Below are 15,569 nucleotides of genomic sequence, written 5' to 3'. Positions count from 1 at the left end.
CAGGCCCCCGCGACGCTGCTCGCCGGCGCTGATCATCCGACCTCTCGCCACCCGCCCAGCGCGGGGGACGAGATCGCACCTGTCGTCCCCCGTCAGGGATCAGCGACGCGCGGCGCTAGGGCAGGCTCGCGTTGCGCGGCACGTCGAGGCGCAGCTCGGGGGCCAGCATCTCGCGCGCGAGGTGCACCTCGAGCAGGTCGATGACGGGGCTCTTCGACACCGCCCGGAGCCGCTCGTCCGCGCTGGCGTCGCCAGCCGCCTTCCTGGCCATGGCCGTGTAAAATTGCGCCTCCACGCGCTGCGCCGCGCTCTGGGCCAGCTTGCCGAGATCTGCGTCGCTGATCCGGCCGTTCGCCCACGAGGCGAGCTTCCCTGTCCACGAAGGGCGACCCACCGAGCCCTCGAGCGCGCGGCCCGCGGTGCCGTCGGTCGCGACGCCGAGGGTCCGCTCCAGCAGCAGGACCCACAGCCCGCCGTAGACGAGATCCTCCTCGCCGACGTTCTCGTCGAGGCCGCGCTTCAGCGCGCGCCGCGCCGCGGGGAGGTCGCGCCGGACGAGCGCGCGCCCCACGGCGTCGAGCATGGTGGCGCCGAGCTGCGGCGGCTCGGCGGCGACCAGCGCGAACGCCCGCTCGAAGGCCCGCACCGCGCCCTTCTCGTCGCCGTAGCCGTCGAGGATGCGCCCGAGCAGCCGCTCCACGCGCGCCTTCGCGCCGGGATCCCGCGCGCGCTGCCGGGCGTCGAGCGCGGCGGTGAGCGCCGCGTCGAGCGACTCCTTGGCCCGGTCCTGCGTGCCCGCGTCGCGGTGGAGCTCGAAGGCGAGCAGGTGCGCCTGGATCACCTCGAGCGGCGAGGTGCGCGCGTCCGGCGCGCCGAGCGCCCGCCGCACGTCCTCCAGCGCGGCCTGGGGCTCGCCCGCCTGCCGCTCGGCCATCGCGAGCACCGTGAGGCCGTTGACTGTCGGCTCGGCCGCCGTCGCCGCGCGGAACAGCGGCAGCGCGGCGGCGAGGTTGCCGGCGCGCAGCTCGAGCGACGCCATGAGCGACCGGACGCGCGCGCTCGACGGGTCGAGGGCGGCGCCGCCGCGCGCCGCCCGGTCGGCGAGCACGAGCAGCGGCGCCGCGGCGTTGTAGGTGCGCCGGGCGGCCTCGAAGTCGTCGCTCGACGCCTCCACGGAGAGCGCGCTCAGCACGAGCCCCAGCGCGGATCCGAGCGCGCCGGGGTTCGGCCGATCGCCGAGCGCGCTGGCGACCACGAGCGGCGTCGCCTCGGACATGCCGAGGCGGATCATCACCTGCGAGAGGAGCGTGGCGTTGTCGTAGCTCAGCGGATCGCGCCGGTACGCCTCGAGGGCAGTGCCCCAGATCGCCCCGTTGAGCAGGTCCTGCGAGATCCCGGTCTCGGCGTCGCGCTCCTGCGTGTCGTGGTGCGCGAAGGCCCCGGCGAGCGCCTGCCACGAGGCCGCGTCGTCGTCCGTGGCGGCGGCCTTGAGCCGCTCGTACAGGCCGGGCGGGATCACCCGGCGCGCGCTCGTGCGGTCGATCTGCTCGATCGCGCCCTTCGCGTCCCCGTAGCGGAGGAACAGCGCGGCCATGCTCGCGCCGCCGGACTCCAGCGCGCGGGCGGCCTCGACCGCCTCCTCGCGCTCCGGTCGCTGCCCCCCTTGCCGGTACTCGATGTTGAACTCGATCGCCCTGTCGATCCACGCCGCCGTGGCGGCGGCGGCGCGCTGCACCGACTCCGGGCGGCTGTCGAGGAGGGCGCGCGCGACCGACGCGCGCTGCTCCATGCCGAGCTGCTCGAGCGGCCCGCCGGTGCGCGTGTCCTTCATCCAGCGATCGAGCGCGGCGAGGTGCTCGTCGACCTCGGCGCGGGCCCGGCTGCCGCTCGGCAGCGCGGCGGCGCGGAGCTCCATCAGCGCGCGCACCCGGCCCTCGTCGCCCCGCGGGCTCAGCCGCTCGATCGCGGCGGAGAGGGCGCGCTCGCCCACGGCGTCGATCATCTCGGCGTGGCCCTCGCCGGGGCGGACGAGGTAGAGCGCGCCGAGGACGCTGTCGACGCCCCGCTCCTGCTGTCCAGCGTGGAAGCGCGCCGCGGCGTGCGCGAGCTGCCGGCGGACGACGCCGATGAGCAGGCCCGTGCGCTGCGGGCTCGGCTTGCCGTCGCGCACGATCGTGTAGAGGCTGCCGGAGAAATCGGCGTCGCGGACCTCGACCGCCGCGGCGCGGCCCTCGGCGCCTGGCGGCCCCTTCGCCCCCGGCGAGCCAGAGGCCGCGCAGGCGATGGGGGAGAGCGCGAGGGCGAGCGCGGCGAGACCCCGGGCGAGACGGCGCCGGGGGAGCAGGGTCGGCAGCGACATTGCGGGGCAGTGTACACGGGCGACGCGTGAGCGCACCCCCCGGCGCTCTGCCTGCGGCGCTACCGTGGGCCCTCGCCGACCCTGCGGCCGAGCAGCTTGGACGCGAGCGTCTCGCCGAGCTCGTTCAGCATGAGCTGCTCGACCACCGACTCGGTCGCGGCGCGCTCCGCGTCGCTCGCGTACTGGAACTCGATGCCCATCCCCGCCGGGGCCGACTCCGTCGCCTCGGCGGGCGTCACGATCCACTTCACCCGCCCGCGCAGGCGGAGCGGCTCGGCCAGGTTGCGGATCGAGAGGGCGAACACGAACTCGGTGCCGATCGCGAGCGGGCGATCCGTGCGGATGAACGTCCCGCCCTTCGAGATGTTGCGGGTGTAATCGGCGAAGAACGTGTTGAGTCGCTTGTACTCTACGCTCAGCTCGATCGCGGCGCGATGGGCTGAGCGGCGGTCAGTCTCCGTCACCACGCCACCCTATCACGGCGCGCGCGGGCCGGAGTAAAGTCGCCCGCCATGGATCTCGGTGGTGCCAGGGCCGCGCTCGCGAGCGGGCGGCGGAGGATCGGCGCGCTCAAGGACGAGGCGCTCGGCGCCGGGCGGGCGGTGACGCAGGCGGGGCTCCTCGCCGCGCTGCGTTGGCCGGGGCTCAAGGTCCTCGCGCGCGAGCTCGCCCGGGGCAAGGCGAACCCGTCGCTGCTGTTCCGGTTCCACGCCGAGAACAGCCCGCACCGGATCGCGGTGGTCGAGCCGCTGAGCCTCGCGGGCCGTGCGGCGGAGCGCGACGCGAGGGCCCCGGCCGAGGACCGGGTCTACTCGTTCTTCGCGACGAACGAGATCATCGATCGGCTCGGCTACGCGCTCGATCGCCGCGGCGTCGGCCCGGGCGCGACGGCGCTGCTCGCGATCAAGAACCGCCCCGAGTTCGTGATGCTCCAGATCGCGCTCGCCCGCGTCGGCGCGTCCGTGGTGACGACCTCGTGGCGCTCGACCCCCGCGGAGCTCTCGTACCTCGCGGGCCACTCCGGGGCGCGCCTGCTCGTGTTCGACGCCGACATCGCCGACGTGATCCGCGAGGCCGCGCCGCTCCTCGAGGGCATCCCGCGCGAGGGCATGATCGCGGTCGGCGAGGGCGCGCCGGGCTTCTCGCGCCTCGACGAGCTCATCGCCGAGCGCGGCGCGGCCCCGGACCGGAGCGAGCGCGCGGCCGTGGTGATGTACACGTCGGGCACGACCGGCAAGCCGAAGGGCGCGGTGCGCGGCTTCGGCGGCGGGGTCGTCGCGTCGGCGCTCGGGGCCATCGGCGCGACGCCGATGCGGGTCGGCGACGTGCACCTCGCCGTGTGCCCGCTCTACCACCTCACCGCGATCGGCTTCGTCAACCTGTCGCTCATCCTCGGCGCGACGATCGTGATCCTCCCCGAGTTCCAGCCCGAGCTCTTCCTCGAGGCGATCCAGCGCTACCGCGTGACCACGACGGCGGTCGTCCCGACGATGCTCCACCGCGTGCTCGAGCTCGGCGAGGCGCGCGTCCGCGCGTACGACACGTCGTCGCTCACCGCCATCTTCACGGGCGGGGCGCCGCTGCCGCCGGCGCTCGCGGCGGAGGCGATGCGGGTGCTCGGCGACAAGCTCTTCAATTTCTACGGCGCGACCGAGACGGGCATCGTGACGATCGCGGGCCCCGAGGATCTGCGCGCGTCGCCGGGCACCATCGGGCGCCCCGTCGCCGGCAGCGAGCTCATGCTCGTCGGCGAGGATGGCCGGCCGTGCGGCGACGGCGAGGTGGGCGAGCTCTACGTGAGGAGCCCCCTGCTCGTCTCCGGCTACCACAGAGATCCCGACGCCACGCGCGAGTCGATGCTGGACGGCCACTTCTCGGTCGGCGACCTCGCGCGCCGCGACGCGCGCGGCTGCTACCACATCGAAGGCCGCAAGCGGGACCTGATCATCTCGGGGGGCCTCAACGTGTACCCCGCCGAGGTGGAGTCGGTCCTCCACGATCACCCGGCGGTCGCCGAGGCCGCCGTGGTGGGCGTCCCGGATCGCGCCTGGGGGGAGCGCGTGCGCGCGTTCGTCGCCCTGCGCCCCGGCGCGGCCGCGAGCGAGGACGACATCAAGGCGCACTGCCGCGCGCGGCTCGCGGGCCCGAAGATCCCGCGCGAGGTCGTCTTCGTCGACGCGCTCCCGCGCAACCCGACGGGCAAGGTGATGAAGCGCGAGCTCGCCGGACCCGAGGCGAAACCCGCGGGATGAGCGCCGCCGTAGCCGCTGTCCCGGGGGCGCGATCGATGCTATTTCGCTCGGCGTGCGGGACCCGTACGAAGTGCTGGGCGTCGAGCGTTCCTCGACGCAGGATGAAATCAAGAGCGCGTTCCGGCGGCTCGCCGCGCAGCACCACCCCGACAAGAACCCGGGTGATCAGGGGGCGCACGTCCGCTTCAAGGAGCTGAACGCGGCCTACCAGATCCTGAGCGATCCGCAGAAGCGCGCGGCGTTCGATCGGTTCGGCCCCGCCGCCGTCGGCGCCGCTGGCGGCTCGGGCTTCCAGGGCGTGCCCTTCGACATGCAGGACCTGAACCTCGACGCCATCTTCGGCGACCTCCTCGGCGCCCTCGGCATCCGGGTGGGCGACCGCGGGACGCTGCAGAAAGAGGTGCGGATCAGCTTCGAGGAGGCGGCGTTCGGCTGCACGAAGCAGATCACCTACGATCGCGTCGAGCCGTGCGGCGACTGCGCGGGCTCGGGCTCCGCGCCCGGCGCGTCGACCGAGCGCTGCGCGGCGTGCGCGGGCCGCGGCCGCGTCCGGATGCAGCAGGGCATGTTCCCGATCGCGATCGAGCGCCCCTGCGGGCGCTGCCGCGGCACCGGCCGCATCGTGACCGATCCGTGCAAGACGTGCCGCGGCGCTGGCCTCGCCGCGAAGCAGAAGACCATCGAGGTGACCATCCCCGCGGGCGTCGAGAACGGCGCGACCCGGCTCGTGGAGCGCGGCGGCAACGCCGCGCGCGCCGATCGCGGGCCGGGCGACCTCGAGCTCACCATCCGGGTCGCGCCGCACGACTTCTTCCGCCGCGTCGGCGACGACGTCGTGTGCGCCGTGCCGATCTCGTTCGCGCGCGCGGCGCTCGGCGGCGAGCTGGAGATCCCTACGCTCGACGGGAAGGGCCGGCTGCGGATCCCCCCGGGCACGCAGCCCGGCTCGGTGCTCCGCATCAAGGGCAAGGGCATACCGCGCCGCGTCGTCGGCGGCCGCGGCGATCAGCTCGTCGAGGTGAGCGTCGAGGTGCCGACGCAGCTCACCGCGACGCAGAAGGAGCTCATCTCCCAGCTCGCGAAGGATCTCGGCGAGAACGTGCAGCCGCAGCAGGCCAGCTTCATGGACAAGCTGAAGGGGCTGTTTGGTTGACCTGCCGCGCGGCCGCGGGCGATCCTCCGTGTCCCGCTGAGCGCCGAGGCACGAGCCCTGCCTCGCGCGCCTGAGCCGAGATGGCGACGGAGGCATCGGACATGGACAAGCCGAAGTTCATCGACGTCCTGAGCGACTCGACGGGAGAGACGGCGGAGAAGGCCGTTCGCGCCGCGCTGCTCCAGTACCCGGACGCGGGGGTGCAGATCCGCCTGCACACCCGGGTGCGCACGCCGGAGATCGCGCGGCCCGTGCTCGAGCGCGCGGCCAGGGAGGGCGCGCTGGTCGTGTTCACCGTGGTGAGCCCGGAGCTGCGCGAGTTCGTGCACGGCGCCACGGCCGAGCTGAACATCGAGGCGATCGATCTGATCGGCTCGCTCATCGTCCGGCTCGGCACCTTCCTCGACCGGGAGCCGATCAACCTGCCGAGCGCGATGCTCCCGCTCAGCGAGGAGTACTTCCGGCGCATCGAGGCGGTCGAGTTCGCGGTCAAGAGCGACGACGGCAAGGAGCCGCGGAACTTCAAGAAGGCGGACATCGTCCTCGTCGGCGTCTCCCGCACGTCGAAGACGCCGCTGTCGACGCTGCTCGCGCAGCGCGGCCTCAAGGTCGCGAACTACCCTCTGGTGCTCGGCGTCCCCCCGCCGCACGAGTTGCTGGAGGCGCCCCAGGACAGGATCGTCGGCCTCACCATCGGGATCGACCAGCTCTGCGCGATCCGGCAGGCGCGCCTGCGCCAGCTCGGGATGCCCGCGGAGACGAACTACGCGATGCGCGAGCACGTCCGGGAGGAGCTGGATTACGCGCGCCGGCTCTTCGACGCGCACCCGGACTGGCCGGTGGTCGACGTCACCGGGCGCGCGATCGAGGAGACGGCGGTGATCATCCTCGAGCACCTGAAGGAGCGCGACGAGCGCGCGAAGGCGGCGCGCGCGACGCTGATGTGAGGCCACGCGCGGGGCGTCGCGACGCGCCGCGGGGTAGGCGGCGTGTCCAGATGGGCGGGCGGCGTGTCCAGATGGGCGGGCGGCGTGTCCAGATGGGCGGGCGGCGTGTCCAGATGGGCGGCCGGCGTGTCCAGATGGGCGGCCGGCGTGTCCAGATCGGCGGGCGCGAGGTGCTGTCGCCGTCGGCCCGCCCCGCTTGGGCTCGGCCGGCGGGCACCCCGGCTCAAGGTGCGTCGTATGCTGCCGTATTCTTCGTATGGCGAGCCGTGGTGGCTGATCAGCGCGCGCCGGCGGCCCGCAGGTCAGCGAGCAGCGCCTCGGCGACTCCCTCCTCGTGCACCGCGCGCCCGTCCTCGCGCATGGCGGCGCCGAGCGCCTCGTCCCAGGCCGCCGCCACCGGCGCCCCGGCGAGCTCCGCCCCCTTCGGCGCTTCGCGGTAGTCCGCAACGCCGTACCGCCATGGCAGGGCGCCGTGGCGCCCGATCACCACGTTCCCGATGCGGACGCCTCCCCAGTCGAAATCGCCGTGGTACCGCAGCGTCGCCCCGGCGCCGCGGAGGCGCTCCAGGAGGAGCCGCGCCGCGGTCCGGACCTGCCCCTCCACGCAGACGAGCGGCGCCCCCCGCGGCCCGAGACGCTCCGCCGCCGCCGCCAGGATCGCAGGGTTCTCGCAGACGAACACCTCGCGGCCCGACACCTCGAACCGCGGCGGCGCGCGCCGGAGCTGCCGGACCGTAAGCCGCACCGGCTCGCCTTCCGCCGCATGCATCGCGAGCACCCGCCCCGAAAGGCCGTCCGGCGCCGCACCCAGGTTGAGCACCAGCGCCGAGGTGCTCAGCTCGTCCAGCAGCACCCCCGCGCCGTCCCACGCCTCCCGCCGGTCCGCGGCGCGCTCCCAGCGCGCCACGCCGGACAGCGCCGCCGCGAACCGGATCACCAGCGCGCCGAGCGGCGCGCCCACATCGAGCCCGTGGCTGTCCCCAGCCACCGCCGCCGCGAGCTCCGCCAGCAGGATGCCCTCCGCCGGCAAGCGGCGCACCGCCTCCACCGCCTGCCGCACAAGCCGCCGCGCCGCCACGAGGTCGCCGCACGACAGCCGCCGCACGAGGCCGCTCGCGCGCAGCTCATCGAGCCACGCGTCCACCTCCGGCCGGCCATCGTGCGTCGCGGCCGCCTCCTCGAAGATCGCCTGGTAGGCCGCCTCCACCCGGGCCGCCTCCGCGCGGCGATCCCACACCGGCCCCGCCAGCGCCACCACCGCAGCCTCCAGGCCTGCGCAGAGATCCGCCGCCCGCAAGAGCTGGTCGAGCTCATCCAGCGACACCGACAGGATCGCGCCGCGCACGATCCGGCCCAGCAGACGCTCCACCGCGGCGCGCTCCGCCGCCGAAGGATCACGGCGCCGCACGGCCGCGCCCCGCAACGGCTCGCCCCGCTCCAGCCGCCGCCGGGCCTTCTCCATGATCCACCCGAGCTCCGGGGTGCCAAGGACCGCCCGCAGCCGGTCGCCGCTCACGAGGCGCCGTTGCGGAACATCGGCCCCGGCGCGCCGCCAGGCGGGGGCTCCGCCGGCGCCGCCGCGCCGCTCGAGCGCACCCGCTCCCGGCCGTTCCACACCCATCGCGTCACCCCGACCGCGTCGATGTCCGGCTTCACCGTGAGCTGGTGGATCGACAGGCTCGGCAGCGTCGCGTAACAGCCCCACTCCCGCTCGCTCGTCATCACGAAATCCAGGTCGAACGCCGCCAAGAGCCCCATGCACTTCGCGCGCATGTCCGGGTCGATGCCCACGAACGCCTCGTCGAGCAGGATCAGCCGCGGCGCGTGCGGATCCGCGCTGCGGTAGTGCGCCGCCGCCGCCGCGAACTGCGGGATCGTCAGCGCCAGCGCCTTCTCACCGCCCGAGCCCGTGCCGTACGTGCGCCGCGTCAGCCGCTTCCAGACACCGTCCTGGTGGCGCTCCACCGCGAACGCGTGCCACGCGCGGTAATCGAGCGCGGTCGCGAGCTGCTCCTGCCAGCTCGCCGCCTCGTCCCGCGCGCGCACCTCCTCGATCCGATCCTTCAAGAACCCCGCGAGCAGCTCGCGATCCGCGAGCGACCAGGTGCCGCCCGCGCGCATCAACCGCTGCCTCGCCTCCGGCAGCCCCGGCGGACCCTCCGCGAGCGGCGTCCACGAGAAGCGCAGCCTCATCCCCGTGCTCGTCGGGCGCGCTTCGAGCTCCTGGTTCATGTCGCGCACCATCGTCTCGCACCGGTGCAGGAGATCGTGCAGGTGGCTCGCGACCTCGCCGATGAGGTGGTTCTCCAGCACCTCCCGCTCGCGGGCGTCCAGCATCATCCGGCGGTGCGCGACCTCGTCCGCCAGCATCCGCTGGAGGTCGTGAACCGCCCACGTCCGATCCTGGAACGGCACCGTCACCGCGATGAGGCCGTCCTCGCTCGTCGTCTGCGGCCCGTAGCCGTGCGGCAAGAGCGCGTCCCGCAGCGCCTCCACGTGCTGAAAAATGCCCCGCTGCTGCCGGTCCCACACCCGGTCGTCGTGCTCGACATCGCCGCTCGACGCCTCGATCCTACGCGCCACCTCGACCGCCCGCGTCGGCGACCACCCCTCGCCCATCTCGACGTCCGCGAGCTCCAGCACCGCCAAGAGGCGCGCCCGCGCCATCGCCGTGAGCGCCTCGATCTGCGTCGCCCGCTCGGTCGTCGCCCGCTCGAGATCGTCGCCGAGCGGCTTCAGCCTCTCCTGCGCGCGCCCCTCCGCCACGCGCGCGTCGCCGTGGGCCCTCCGCGCGCCCTCGAGCGCTTTCTCGAGCGCCGCGCGCCGGTCCCGCGCCGCCGCGAGCTGGCGCAGGATCTCCTCGACCCGCGCGCCCGTCGTCCGCTGCAGCGTGTCTCGGCGCACCTCCGCGTCGTGGCGCCGCGCCACCGCGCGCTGCCGCGCCTCCGCGCGATCCGCGACGCGCTCGGCGGCGAGCCGCGCCTCCTCCTCCGCCTGGCGCGCGCGCCGAGCCGCCGCCGCGGCCGCGCGCGCGGTCGGCCACAGCGCCGCAGCGGCCTGCACCAGCGCATTCAGCGCCGCGTCGTGGCGATCCAGCGCGCCGACCCACGCCGTGAGCCGCAGGTCCCGGGCGGTCCGATCCCGCTCCGCGAGCGCCAGAGCCTCGCGCTCCTGGCACGCCAGCGCGCGCTCCTCCTCCGCGGCCGCCGCCGCGCGCGCGTCAGCGACGCCCGCCGCAGCCGCCTGCTCCGCCGCGAGCGCGCCCCGCACCGGTGCGTCCGATGGCGCCCGGGCCGCCTCGTCCCGAGCGGCGCGCTCGCGGCGGTCGAGCTCCGCCAGCGCGGCCCGCGCGGCCTGTCGCGCCGCCGCCGCCTCGCGGAGCTCCGCCTCGATCGCGGCGAGCCGCCGCTTCCGCGCCGCCTCCCGCGAGGCCTGGCCGATGTGCTCCGCCTCCGGCTTGGCCCCGGCGCCGTGCAGCGGCCCCAGCGCGAAGCTGCCCGAGACGTCGACCCAGACCCGACCGGAGCCCCGCCGGGCGCCGACGCGCGCGAGCAACGCGTCCACCACGTCCTGCGGCACCGGCGGGGCGCTCGCGGCGTCCCCCTCGCCGCCCGCGGCGCTCGATGCTGGCGCCGCGCGCAGCCAGCGGCCGAGCTGCCGCTCGCGCGGGAGCGCCGTCACCTCGGCGCCCGACAGCGCCGTGTCGAGCACGCCCTCCGCGAGCAGCCGGCCGTCGGGCATCACCCACGCGTCCAGCAGGCCGGACGCTTCGAGCGCCGCCTCCAGGCCCGCCCGCGCGGCCGCGTCGAGCTCGGGCGCGAACTCGCAGAGCTGCCACAGCGGCGCACCAGCGCGCCCCTTGCGGGCATCCGGGGCGCGCGCGGGCGGCGGCAGCGGCGGGCGATGCGCACCGCGCTCGAGCGCGGCCCGCTCTTCCTCCAGCGCGCGCAGCTCCTCTTCCGCCGCCGCGATCGCGCGGTCGGCCTCGGCCCTCGCCGCCGCGATCCGCCCCTGGACGTCGGCGAGCGCGCGGTGCGCCACCCGCGCCGCCGGGCCCTCGCCCTCGCCGTGCTCGCACCACGCCGCGAGCGCGTCGCACAGCGCCTCGACCTCCTCGCCGGAGACGCAGAGCTCCGCGAGCCCGAGCGCCCACGCGCGCCACGCCGTGACGAGCGCGTCCGCCGCCTCCTCGCGCTTCGCCTGCGCCTCGCGCGCCCGCTCCCGCGCGCGCTCGAGCCGCGCGGCGGCCGCCTCGAGCGCCGCCCGCGCGCGCTCCAGCGCAGCGCGCGCCGCCTCGAGCTCGCCCTCGAGCTTGCGCGCGAGCGAGACGCCCCGGCGGCGGTCGGCCACGCCGGCGTCGAAGCGGGCGCGCGCCCCTGACAGCGCGCGCTCCGGGTCGGCCTCCCAGGTCGACGCTGGGGGCTCCGGGTCGCCTTGCGGCGCCCGGGGCCAGAAACCCCAGCCCTCGGGCAAGGTCGGCGGCGGCAGCGCGACGGCCGAGGCCGCGCCCTCGGCCGCGGCGAGCGTCTCTGCCAGCGCCTCGCGCTCGGCGCGCGCGTCGGCTTCGGCGGCCTCGCGATCGCGCGCGCGCCGCTCGGCCTGCTCCGCGGCGCGGCGGTGCTCGCGCTCCGCGTCGTCCGCCTCGCGCGCCGCAGCGTCCGCCGCGCGGCGCGCCTCGTCGAGCGCGCGCGCCTGATCCATCTCGGGGCGCTGGCTCAGCGTCTCGACCTCGCGCGCCGCGCCGCTCGCCTCGAGCGACGCCTCCTGCTCGCGCGTCGCCGCCGCCTCCGTGGCGGCCTTCGCCTGCCCGAGCGCCGCCTCCGCGGCCCTGAGCTCCCGCATCGCGGCCTCGTAGGCGGCGTGCGTGCTCCGCACGCCGGCCGCGCGCCGCCGCGCCGCGACCCGAACGTAGCGGCGGTACTCGTCGACGAACGTCGCCGACGCCGCGCTCGCCGCGAGGAAGCTGTCGAGTCCGGCGCGATCCGCCTCCAGGCTCCGGAACGAGTCGGCGAGGTCGGCCACGACCGCCGGCGGGACCGGCGGCAGCGCGCTCGACAGGGCCTTGGAGAGCTGCGCCTCGTCGAGCTTGCGTGAGAGCTGCGGCTGCCGGAGCTGGATCAGGAGGTCGAGCAACGCGTCGTACCGCTCGCCCAGCCGGAAGAGCCGGCGATCGACAGCGGCGCGGTAGGCGGCGGCGCTCGTGAACACCCCGCCGCTGTCGCCGATCTCCGCCTCCAGCCGCTCCTTGCCGAGCGCGACCCCCGCGCTCTGCAGGAACAGGTCGCGCCCGACGCGCTTCGAGGTGACGAACAGCCACTTGCTGGCGAGCCCGCGCCCCTCGACGGCGTGCAGCCCGCAGCCGAGCGTCAGGTAGTGCTCGGTCCCGTCGTCGTCGCGCCGGCCGAGCTCGATCCAGGTGTAGCCGCGCCGCTCGTCGTAGCGGCCGAGGAGCAGGTTCCACTCGATCCGCTTCGCCGGGTCGGCGTCCGGCTCCAGGCGGTGAGGGCTCACCTCCCCGTCGAGCAGGAACGGGAGCTGCAGCGCGAGCACGCGCGACTTGCCGCTACCGTTGTTCCCTCGCAGGAGCAGCCGGCCCCCTTCGAAGTGGAACTCCTCGTTGTCGTAGCGGTAGAGGTTGAGCAGGCCGCTGCGGAGCGGCTGCCAGCGTCGGGTCGTGGGGGAGGGCAGGGTCACGGCGTGCTCTCGGTCGTGGTGAGGGGCGGCGTGCTCGTCGGCTCGGCGAAGCGCATCGCCGCCTGCGCCGTCGTCGCCTGCGCCCGCGGGGCGGCCGGCGCGGCGACCGCGTACCGGGCGAGCGCCGGGAGCGGCTCGATGCCCGCCGGCGTCCAGCGCAACAGCCGGAGCGCGGCGAGCCGCGTGAGCGCCATGTCGGTGAGCTCGACCTCCGCGTCCGCCTCGGTGACCGCCTTCTTCCAGCGCCCCCGGTGCGCGGCGATGAGCTCCGCCACGCGCTGCTCGACCGCGGCCCGGCCGACGCGCTTCTCGTTTCGCGCGCAGCCGGCGAGCCACTCCGCGACGAGCAGCGTCAGGTGTCCCTCGGTGCCCTCCTCGGGCATCGCGAGGTCGGTGAGCTCCTCGTGGGGATCGACCATGGCGATCCCCTCGCGCCGCACCTCGGCCACGAGCCCGGTCGCCGCCTCGATCTCGCTGACGATGAACGGCCGCTGGCTCGTGAGGTAGGCGCGCTCGTCCGGGCCGAGGTCGTCGTAGTAGACGACCGGATCGTCGAGGAGCCTGCGAAAGAGGCGGGCGCGCAGCGCCTGGTTCCTGGCGTCGTCGGTCTCGGGGGCGAGCTCCTCGACGAGGGCCGCGAGCCGCGCGGTGAGGTCCTCGGCCTCGATGGTCGACGGGCCGCGGCGCACGCTCAGCATGGCCGCCAGGGCGGGCCGATTCACGTTGTAGAGCACGTCGCGGCGCTGATCGGCGATGAACCCCTGCTCCTCTCCCGCGACGCGCGCGAGCACGCGCAGCGAGAGGAGGAAGCGGACGACGTGGACGAGGTCGCGCCGCTGGTCCTGCACCTCGAGCGCGAAGGCGCCGGCCCGGGCGAGCGCCGGATCGCCGGCGAAGTAGCCCATCATGCGCTCGGCGAGCCGCCCGAGCGTGGTCTGGCGGTCCTCGCCTTCCAGGGCGAGCAGCGCGAGGCAGAGCAGCACGTAGCGGCGCCGCGTGAAGGGGGTCTCGTGGTGGGGGTCGAGCGCGGGGCGCGTGCCGTCGGTGAGGTCGGCCGGGGTCTTGCGCAGACGCGCCTGATCGATCTCGACGTGCAGCGACCAGCGGGGATAGCGGGCGAGCCAGGCGCGGAGCGCCGCGGCGTGGCGCCGCACGAGCAGGAACGACGCGGCGTGCGCGTCGGCCGCGGGCAGGAGCGGGCTCTTCAGGAGCGCTCGCATCGCCTGCTGCTGCTCGTGCCGCGCCTGGGCTTCGAGGGCGCGCGTCACGGGCTCTGCGCCGGCGCGTGCGGGGATGCTGCCGGCGCGTGCGGGGATGCTGCCGGCGCGTGCGGGGATGCTGCCGGCGCGGGCGCGGGCGCGCGGCGCCCCGTGGGGGCGGCCTCCTCCGGCGCGAGGGCGCGCAGCGTGATGACGTGATCCGGACCGCTGAAGGCGCCGGCGGGCGTCGTGATGGTCGCGATGCGGCCGTCGCCGGTGGGGGTGAGCGAGATGGCGATCGCGCCGTCCGCCGAGAGGATCTCGCCGTCGCCGGCGGCGAGCGCCTCGCCGAGCCAGTCGAGGAGCAGGTCGAAGGCGAGGGGAGCGAGCTCGCCGATCTCGGACAGGCGCGTCGGCCGGCCGGTCGCGAGCTGGGCGCGCGCCGCCTGGAGCGCGAGCGCCTCCTCGTCCTGCTGGGCGAGGAGGAGCGCCTTCTCGCGGGATCGGTCGATCACGCCGCTCTGTCGCCCGGGCCGGGCGTGCCGGCCGGTGGCACGGAGGCGCGGCGAGATGCGGAGCGGGGGCGCGTCGAACCACGACCTGGCGGCGGGGACGGGCGCGGCCTCGCGCTCGGCGAGCGCGGCCTCGTTGATGAAGAGGTGCCGGGCCGAGGCGAGGCCGAAGGCGGCGCGCCAGAGCCGGTGGGCGTCGGCGTCGCTCGGGGCCGCGGCGAACCAGCGGGCGAGGGCGCGGAGGTCGGCGGTGCGGTCGCTGCGGGTGAAGCGGCGGTCGTGCAGGCTGGCGATGGCGGCGAGGAGGGCAGGGATCGCCGCGCGGGCGCGGGCCCTGAGCTCCTCGGCTTGCGACGGGGCGCCCGGGTGGCCGATGAACCAGCCGCGCAGGCCCTCGATCCGGGCCTCCCACCGCGCCGCAGCGGCCTTGAAATCGGCCTCGTCGCCGCCGAGCGTGTCGGCGATCTCGCGCCGGCCGGCGCTCTCTGCGAGCCGGCGCGCCGCTGCGCTATCGATGCGGCCGAGCAGCTCGGCGATATCGGCGGTCGCGATCACGAGCTGACCGACGAAGCGCTCGAGGTAGTCGATGAGCCGCTGCTTGTAGGCGAGGAAGCTTTGCACGTCGGCCCCGTGCAAATCGATGCTTCGCTGGAGGCTCCCCATGAACGCTTGCGCTTGCGTGGTGAGCTCGTCGAAGCGTGCGCGCAGCGCCGAGAGCGCGAGGTGCACCGCGCTGTCATCGAGCTCCTGGCGGTCGCGGTCGTCGAGCATGCGGACGACGTTCTCCAGCAAGGTGCGGATATCGCCGAGGGCGGCCGCCTGGAGCTCGCCGCGCCGCGCGAGCGTCTCGAAGTAGGTGCCCACGGCGCGCTCCACGGCCTCTCCCTGCGGCGTGAGCTGGTAGAGGAAGCGGGGACGATAGAATTCCTCGACGGTCGCGACGTCCGCCGTGTCCAGGTGGGATTGCAGGTTCCCCCACTCGCAGAGCTTGTGGAGCGCCGCTTCGACCGACGCCGAGTCGATGCTGCCGTCGCGGACGGCACGGCCGACGTCGGCCGGCCTGAGGTGCAGCACGAAACGCTCTCGCGCCTCGACGAACGATCGCATGATGGCGCGGTAAAGCGCCGCGTTCTCCACCGTCAGGTAGGTGAAGGCCGGAAGCTTCGCGGACGACATGTCCATGACCCCTGAGCAGCTCCTGCACGCTCGTGCGCTGGTGTCTTTGCCCGCAGCGCGTCGCCGCTACCTGTGCCGGTATCGTATCGCTGTCAATCGAGGGTTGCGGCCGATCCTGACGGATCCACCGGCGCGGAGCATTGCTGTTATGCAGGGTAAATTCTCGTGGTCTTTCGCTTCCCCTCCTCATTATGGATCGTGCCTCGTTGTTTTGGCTCGTGCTGGAGGTCTCCTGCCGGAGAGGCTTCGTGCGGTATTCTCGACTGACCGACGCGCC

At 75.2% G+C, this 15,569-nt stretch carries 9 protein-coding genes; 3 read left to right on the top strand and 6 right to left on the bottom strand.

Features of this window, described 5'->3' with window-relative positions; all coding sequences use genetic code 11:
- Positions 1-115 precede the first annotated feature (115 nt).
- Together WME76_RS28050 and WME76_RS28045 are read right to left on the bottom strand one after the other, a co-directional pair.
- Positions 116-2,359 (bottom strand): hypothetical protein, encoded by a 2,244-nt coding sequence (locus WME76_RS28050; protein ID WP_437955341.1) that lies wholly within the window; start codon positions 2,357-2,359, stop codon positions 116-118.
- A gap of 59 nt (positions 2,360-2,418) precedes the next feature.
- Complete coding sequence (locus WME76_RS28045) at positions 2,419-2,823, bottom strand: PilZ domain-containing protein (protein WP_437955340.1); 405 nt, start codon at positions 2,821-2,823, stop codon at positions 2,419-2,421.
- A gap of 48 nt (positions 2,824-2,871) precedes the next feature.
- Between WME76_RS28045 and WME76_RS28040 the strand changes: the two genes are divergently transcribed.
- From WME76_RS28040 to WME76_RS28030, 3 genes are all read left to right on the top strand, one after another.
- On the top strand, positions 2,872-4,611 hold the full coding sequence (locus tag WME76_RS28040; protein ID WP_437955339.1) for a class I adenylate-forming enzyme family protein: 1,740 nt from the start codon (positions 2,872-2,874) through the stop codon (positions 4,609-4,611).
- 52 nt (positions 4,612-4,663) lie between these two features.
- Positions 4,664-5,764 carry a molecular chaperone DnaJ gene (dnaJ, locus tag WME76_RS28035; RefSeq protein ID WP_437955338.1) on the top strand — a complete coding sequence of 367 codons (1,101 nt, stop codon included), beginning with the start codon at positions 4,664-4,666 and terminating at the stop codon, positions 5,762-5,764.
- Positions 5,765-5,865: 101 nt separating this feature from the next.
- Positions 5,866-6,711 (top strand): pyruvate, water dikinase regulatory protein, encoded by an 846-nt coding sequence (locus WME76_RS28030; RefSeq protein ID WP_437285243.1) that lies wholly within the window; start codon positions 5,866-5,868, stop codon positions 6,709-6,711.
- 277 nt (positions 6,712-6,988) lie between these two features.
- Here WME76_RS28030 and WME76_RS28025 read toward each other — a convergent pair whose 3' ends face one another.
- The 4 genes from WME76_RS28025 to WME76_RS28010 are packed head-to-tail and all read right to left on the bottom strand — an operon-like array spanning position 6,989 to position 15,292.
- Entirely contained in the window at positions 6,989-8,227 is a 1,239-nt protein-coding gene (locus WME76_RS28025) for a TIGR02679 family protein (RefSeq protein ID WP_437955337.1), read from the bottom strand.
- Positions 8,224-12,405, bottom strand: coding sequence for a TIGR02680 family protein (locus tag WME76_RS28020; protein ID WP_437955336.1), 4,182 nt, complete (start codon positions 12,403-12,405; stop codon positions 8,224-8,226). Before WME76_RS28020 ends, WME76_RS28025 begins: the two co-directional genes overlap by 4 nt.
- Positions 12,402-13,673, bottom strand: a complete 1,272-nt coding sequence (locus WME76_RS28015) for a TIGR02678 family protein (protein ID WP_437955335.1) — start codon at positions 13,671-13,673, stop codon at positions 12,402-12,404. The genes WME76_RS28020 and WME76_RS28015 overlap by 4 nt, the downstream gene beginning before the upstream one ends.
- Positions 13,670-15,292 (bottom strand): TIGR02677 family protein, encoded by a 1,623-nt coding sequence (locus WME76_RS28010; protein WP_437955334.1) that lies wholly within the window; start codon positions 15,290-15,292, stop codon positions 13,670-13,672. The genes WME76_RS28015 and WME76_RS28010 overlap by 4 nt, the downstream gene beginning before the upstream one ends.
- Between the last annotated feature and the right edge of the window lie 277 nt (positions 15,293-15,569).

Source organism: Sorangium sp. So ce119, assembly GCF_051524405.1.
GTDB classification, from domain to species: Bacteria; Myxococcota_A; Polyangia; order Polyangiales; family Polyangiaceae; genus Sorangium; species Sorangium cellulosum_G.
This window is presented reverse-complemented; position numbering and strand designations above follow the sequence as displayed.

Bases quoted from the DNA above. Each gene is read 5' to 3' on its own strand.
- WME76_RS28050 (WP_437955341.1), bottom strand. From the start codon at position 2,359: ATGTCGCTGCCGACCCTGCTCCCCCGGCGCCGTCTCGCCCGGGGTCTC.
- WME76_RS28010 (WP_437955334.1), bottom strand. From the start codon at position 15,292: ATGTCGTCCGCGAAGCTTCCGGCCTTCACCTACCTGACGGTGGAGAAC.
- WME76_RS28030 (WP_437285243.1), top strand. From the start codon at position 5,866: ATGGACAAGCCGAAGTTCATCGACGTCCTGAGCGACTCGACGGGAGAG.
- WME76_RS28040 (WP_437955339.1), top strand. From the start codon at position 2,872: ATGGATCTCGGTGGTGCCAGGGCCGCGCTCGCGAGCGGGCGGCGGAGG.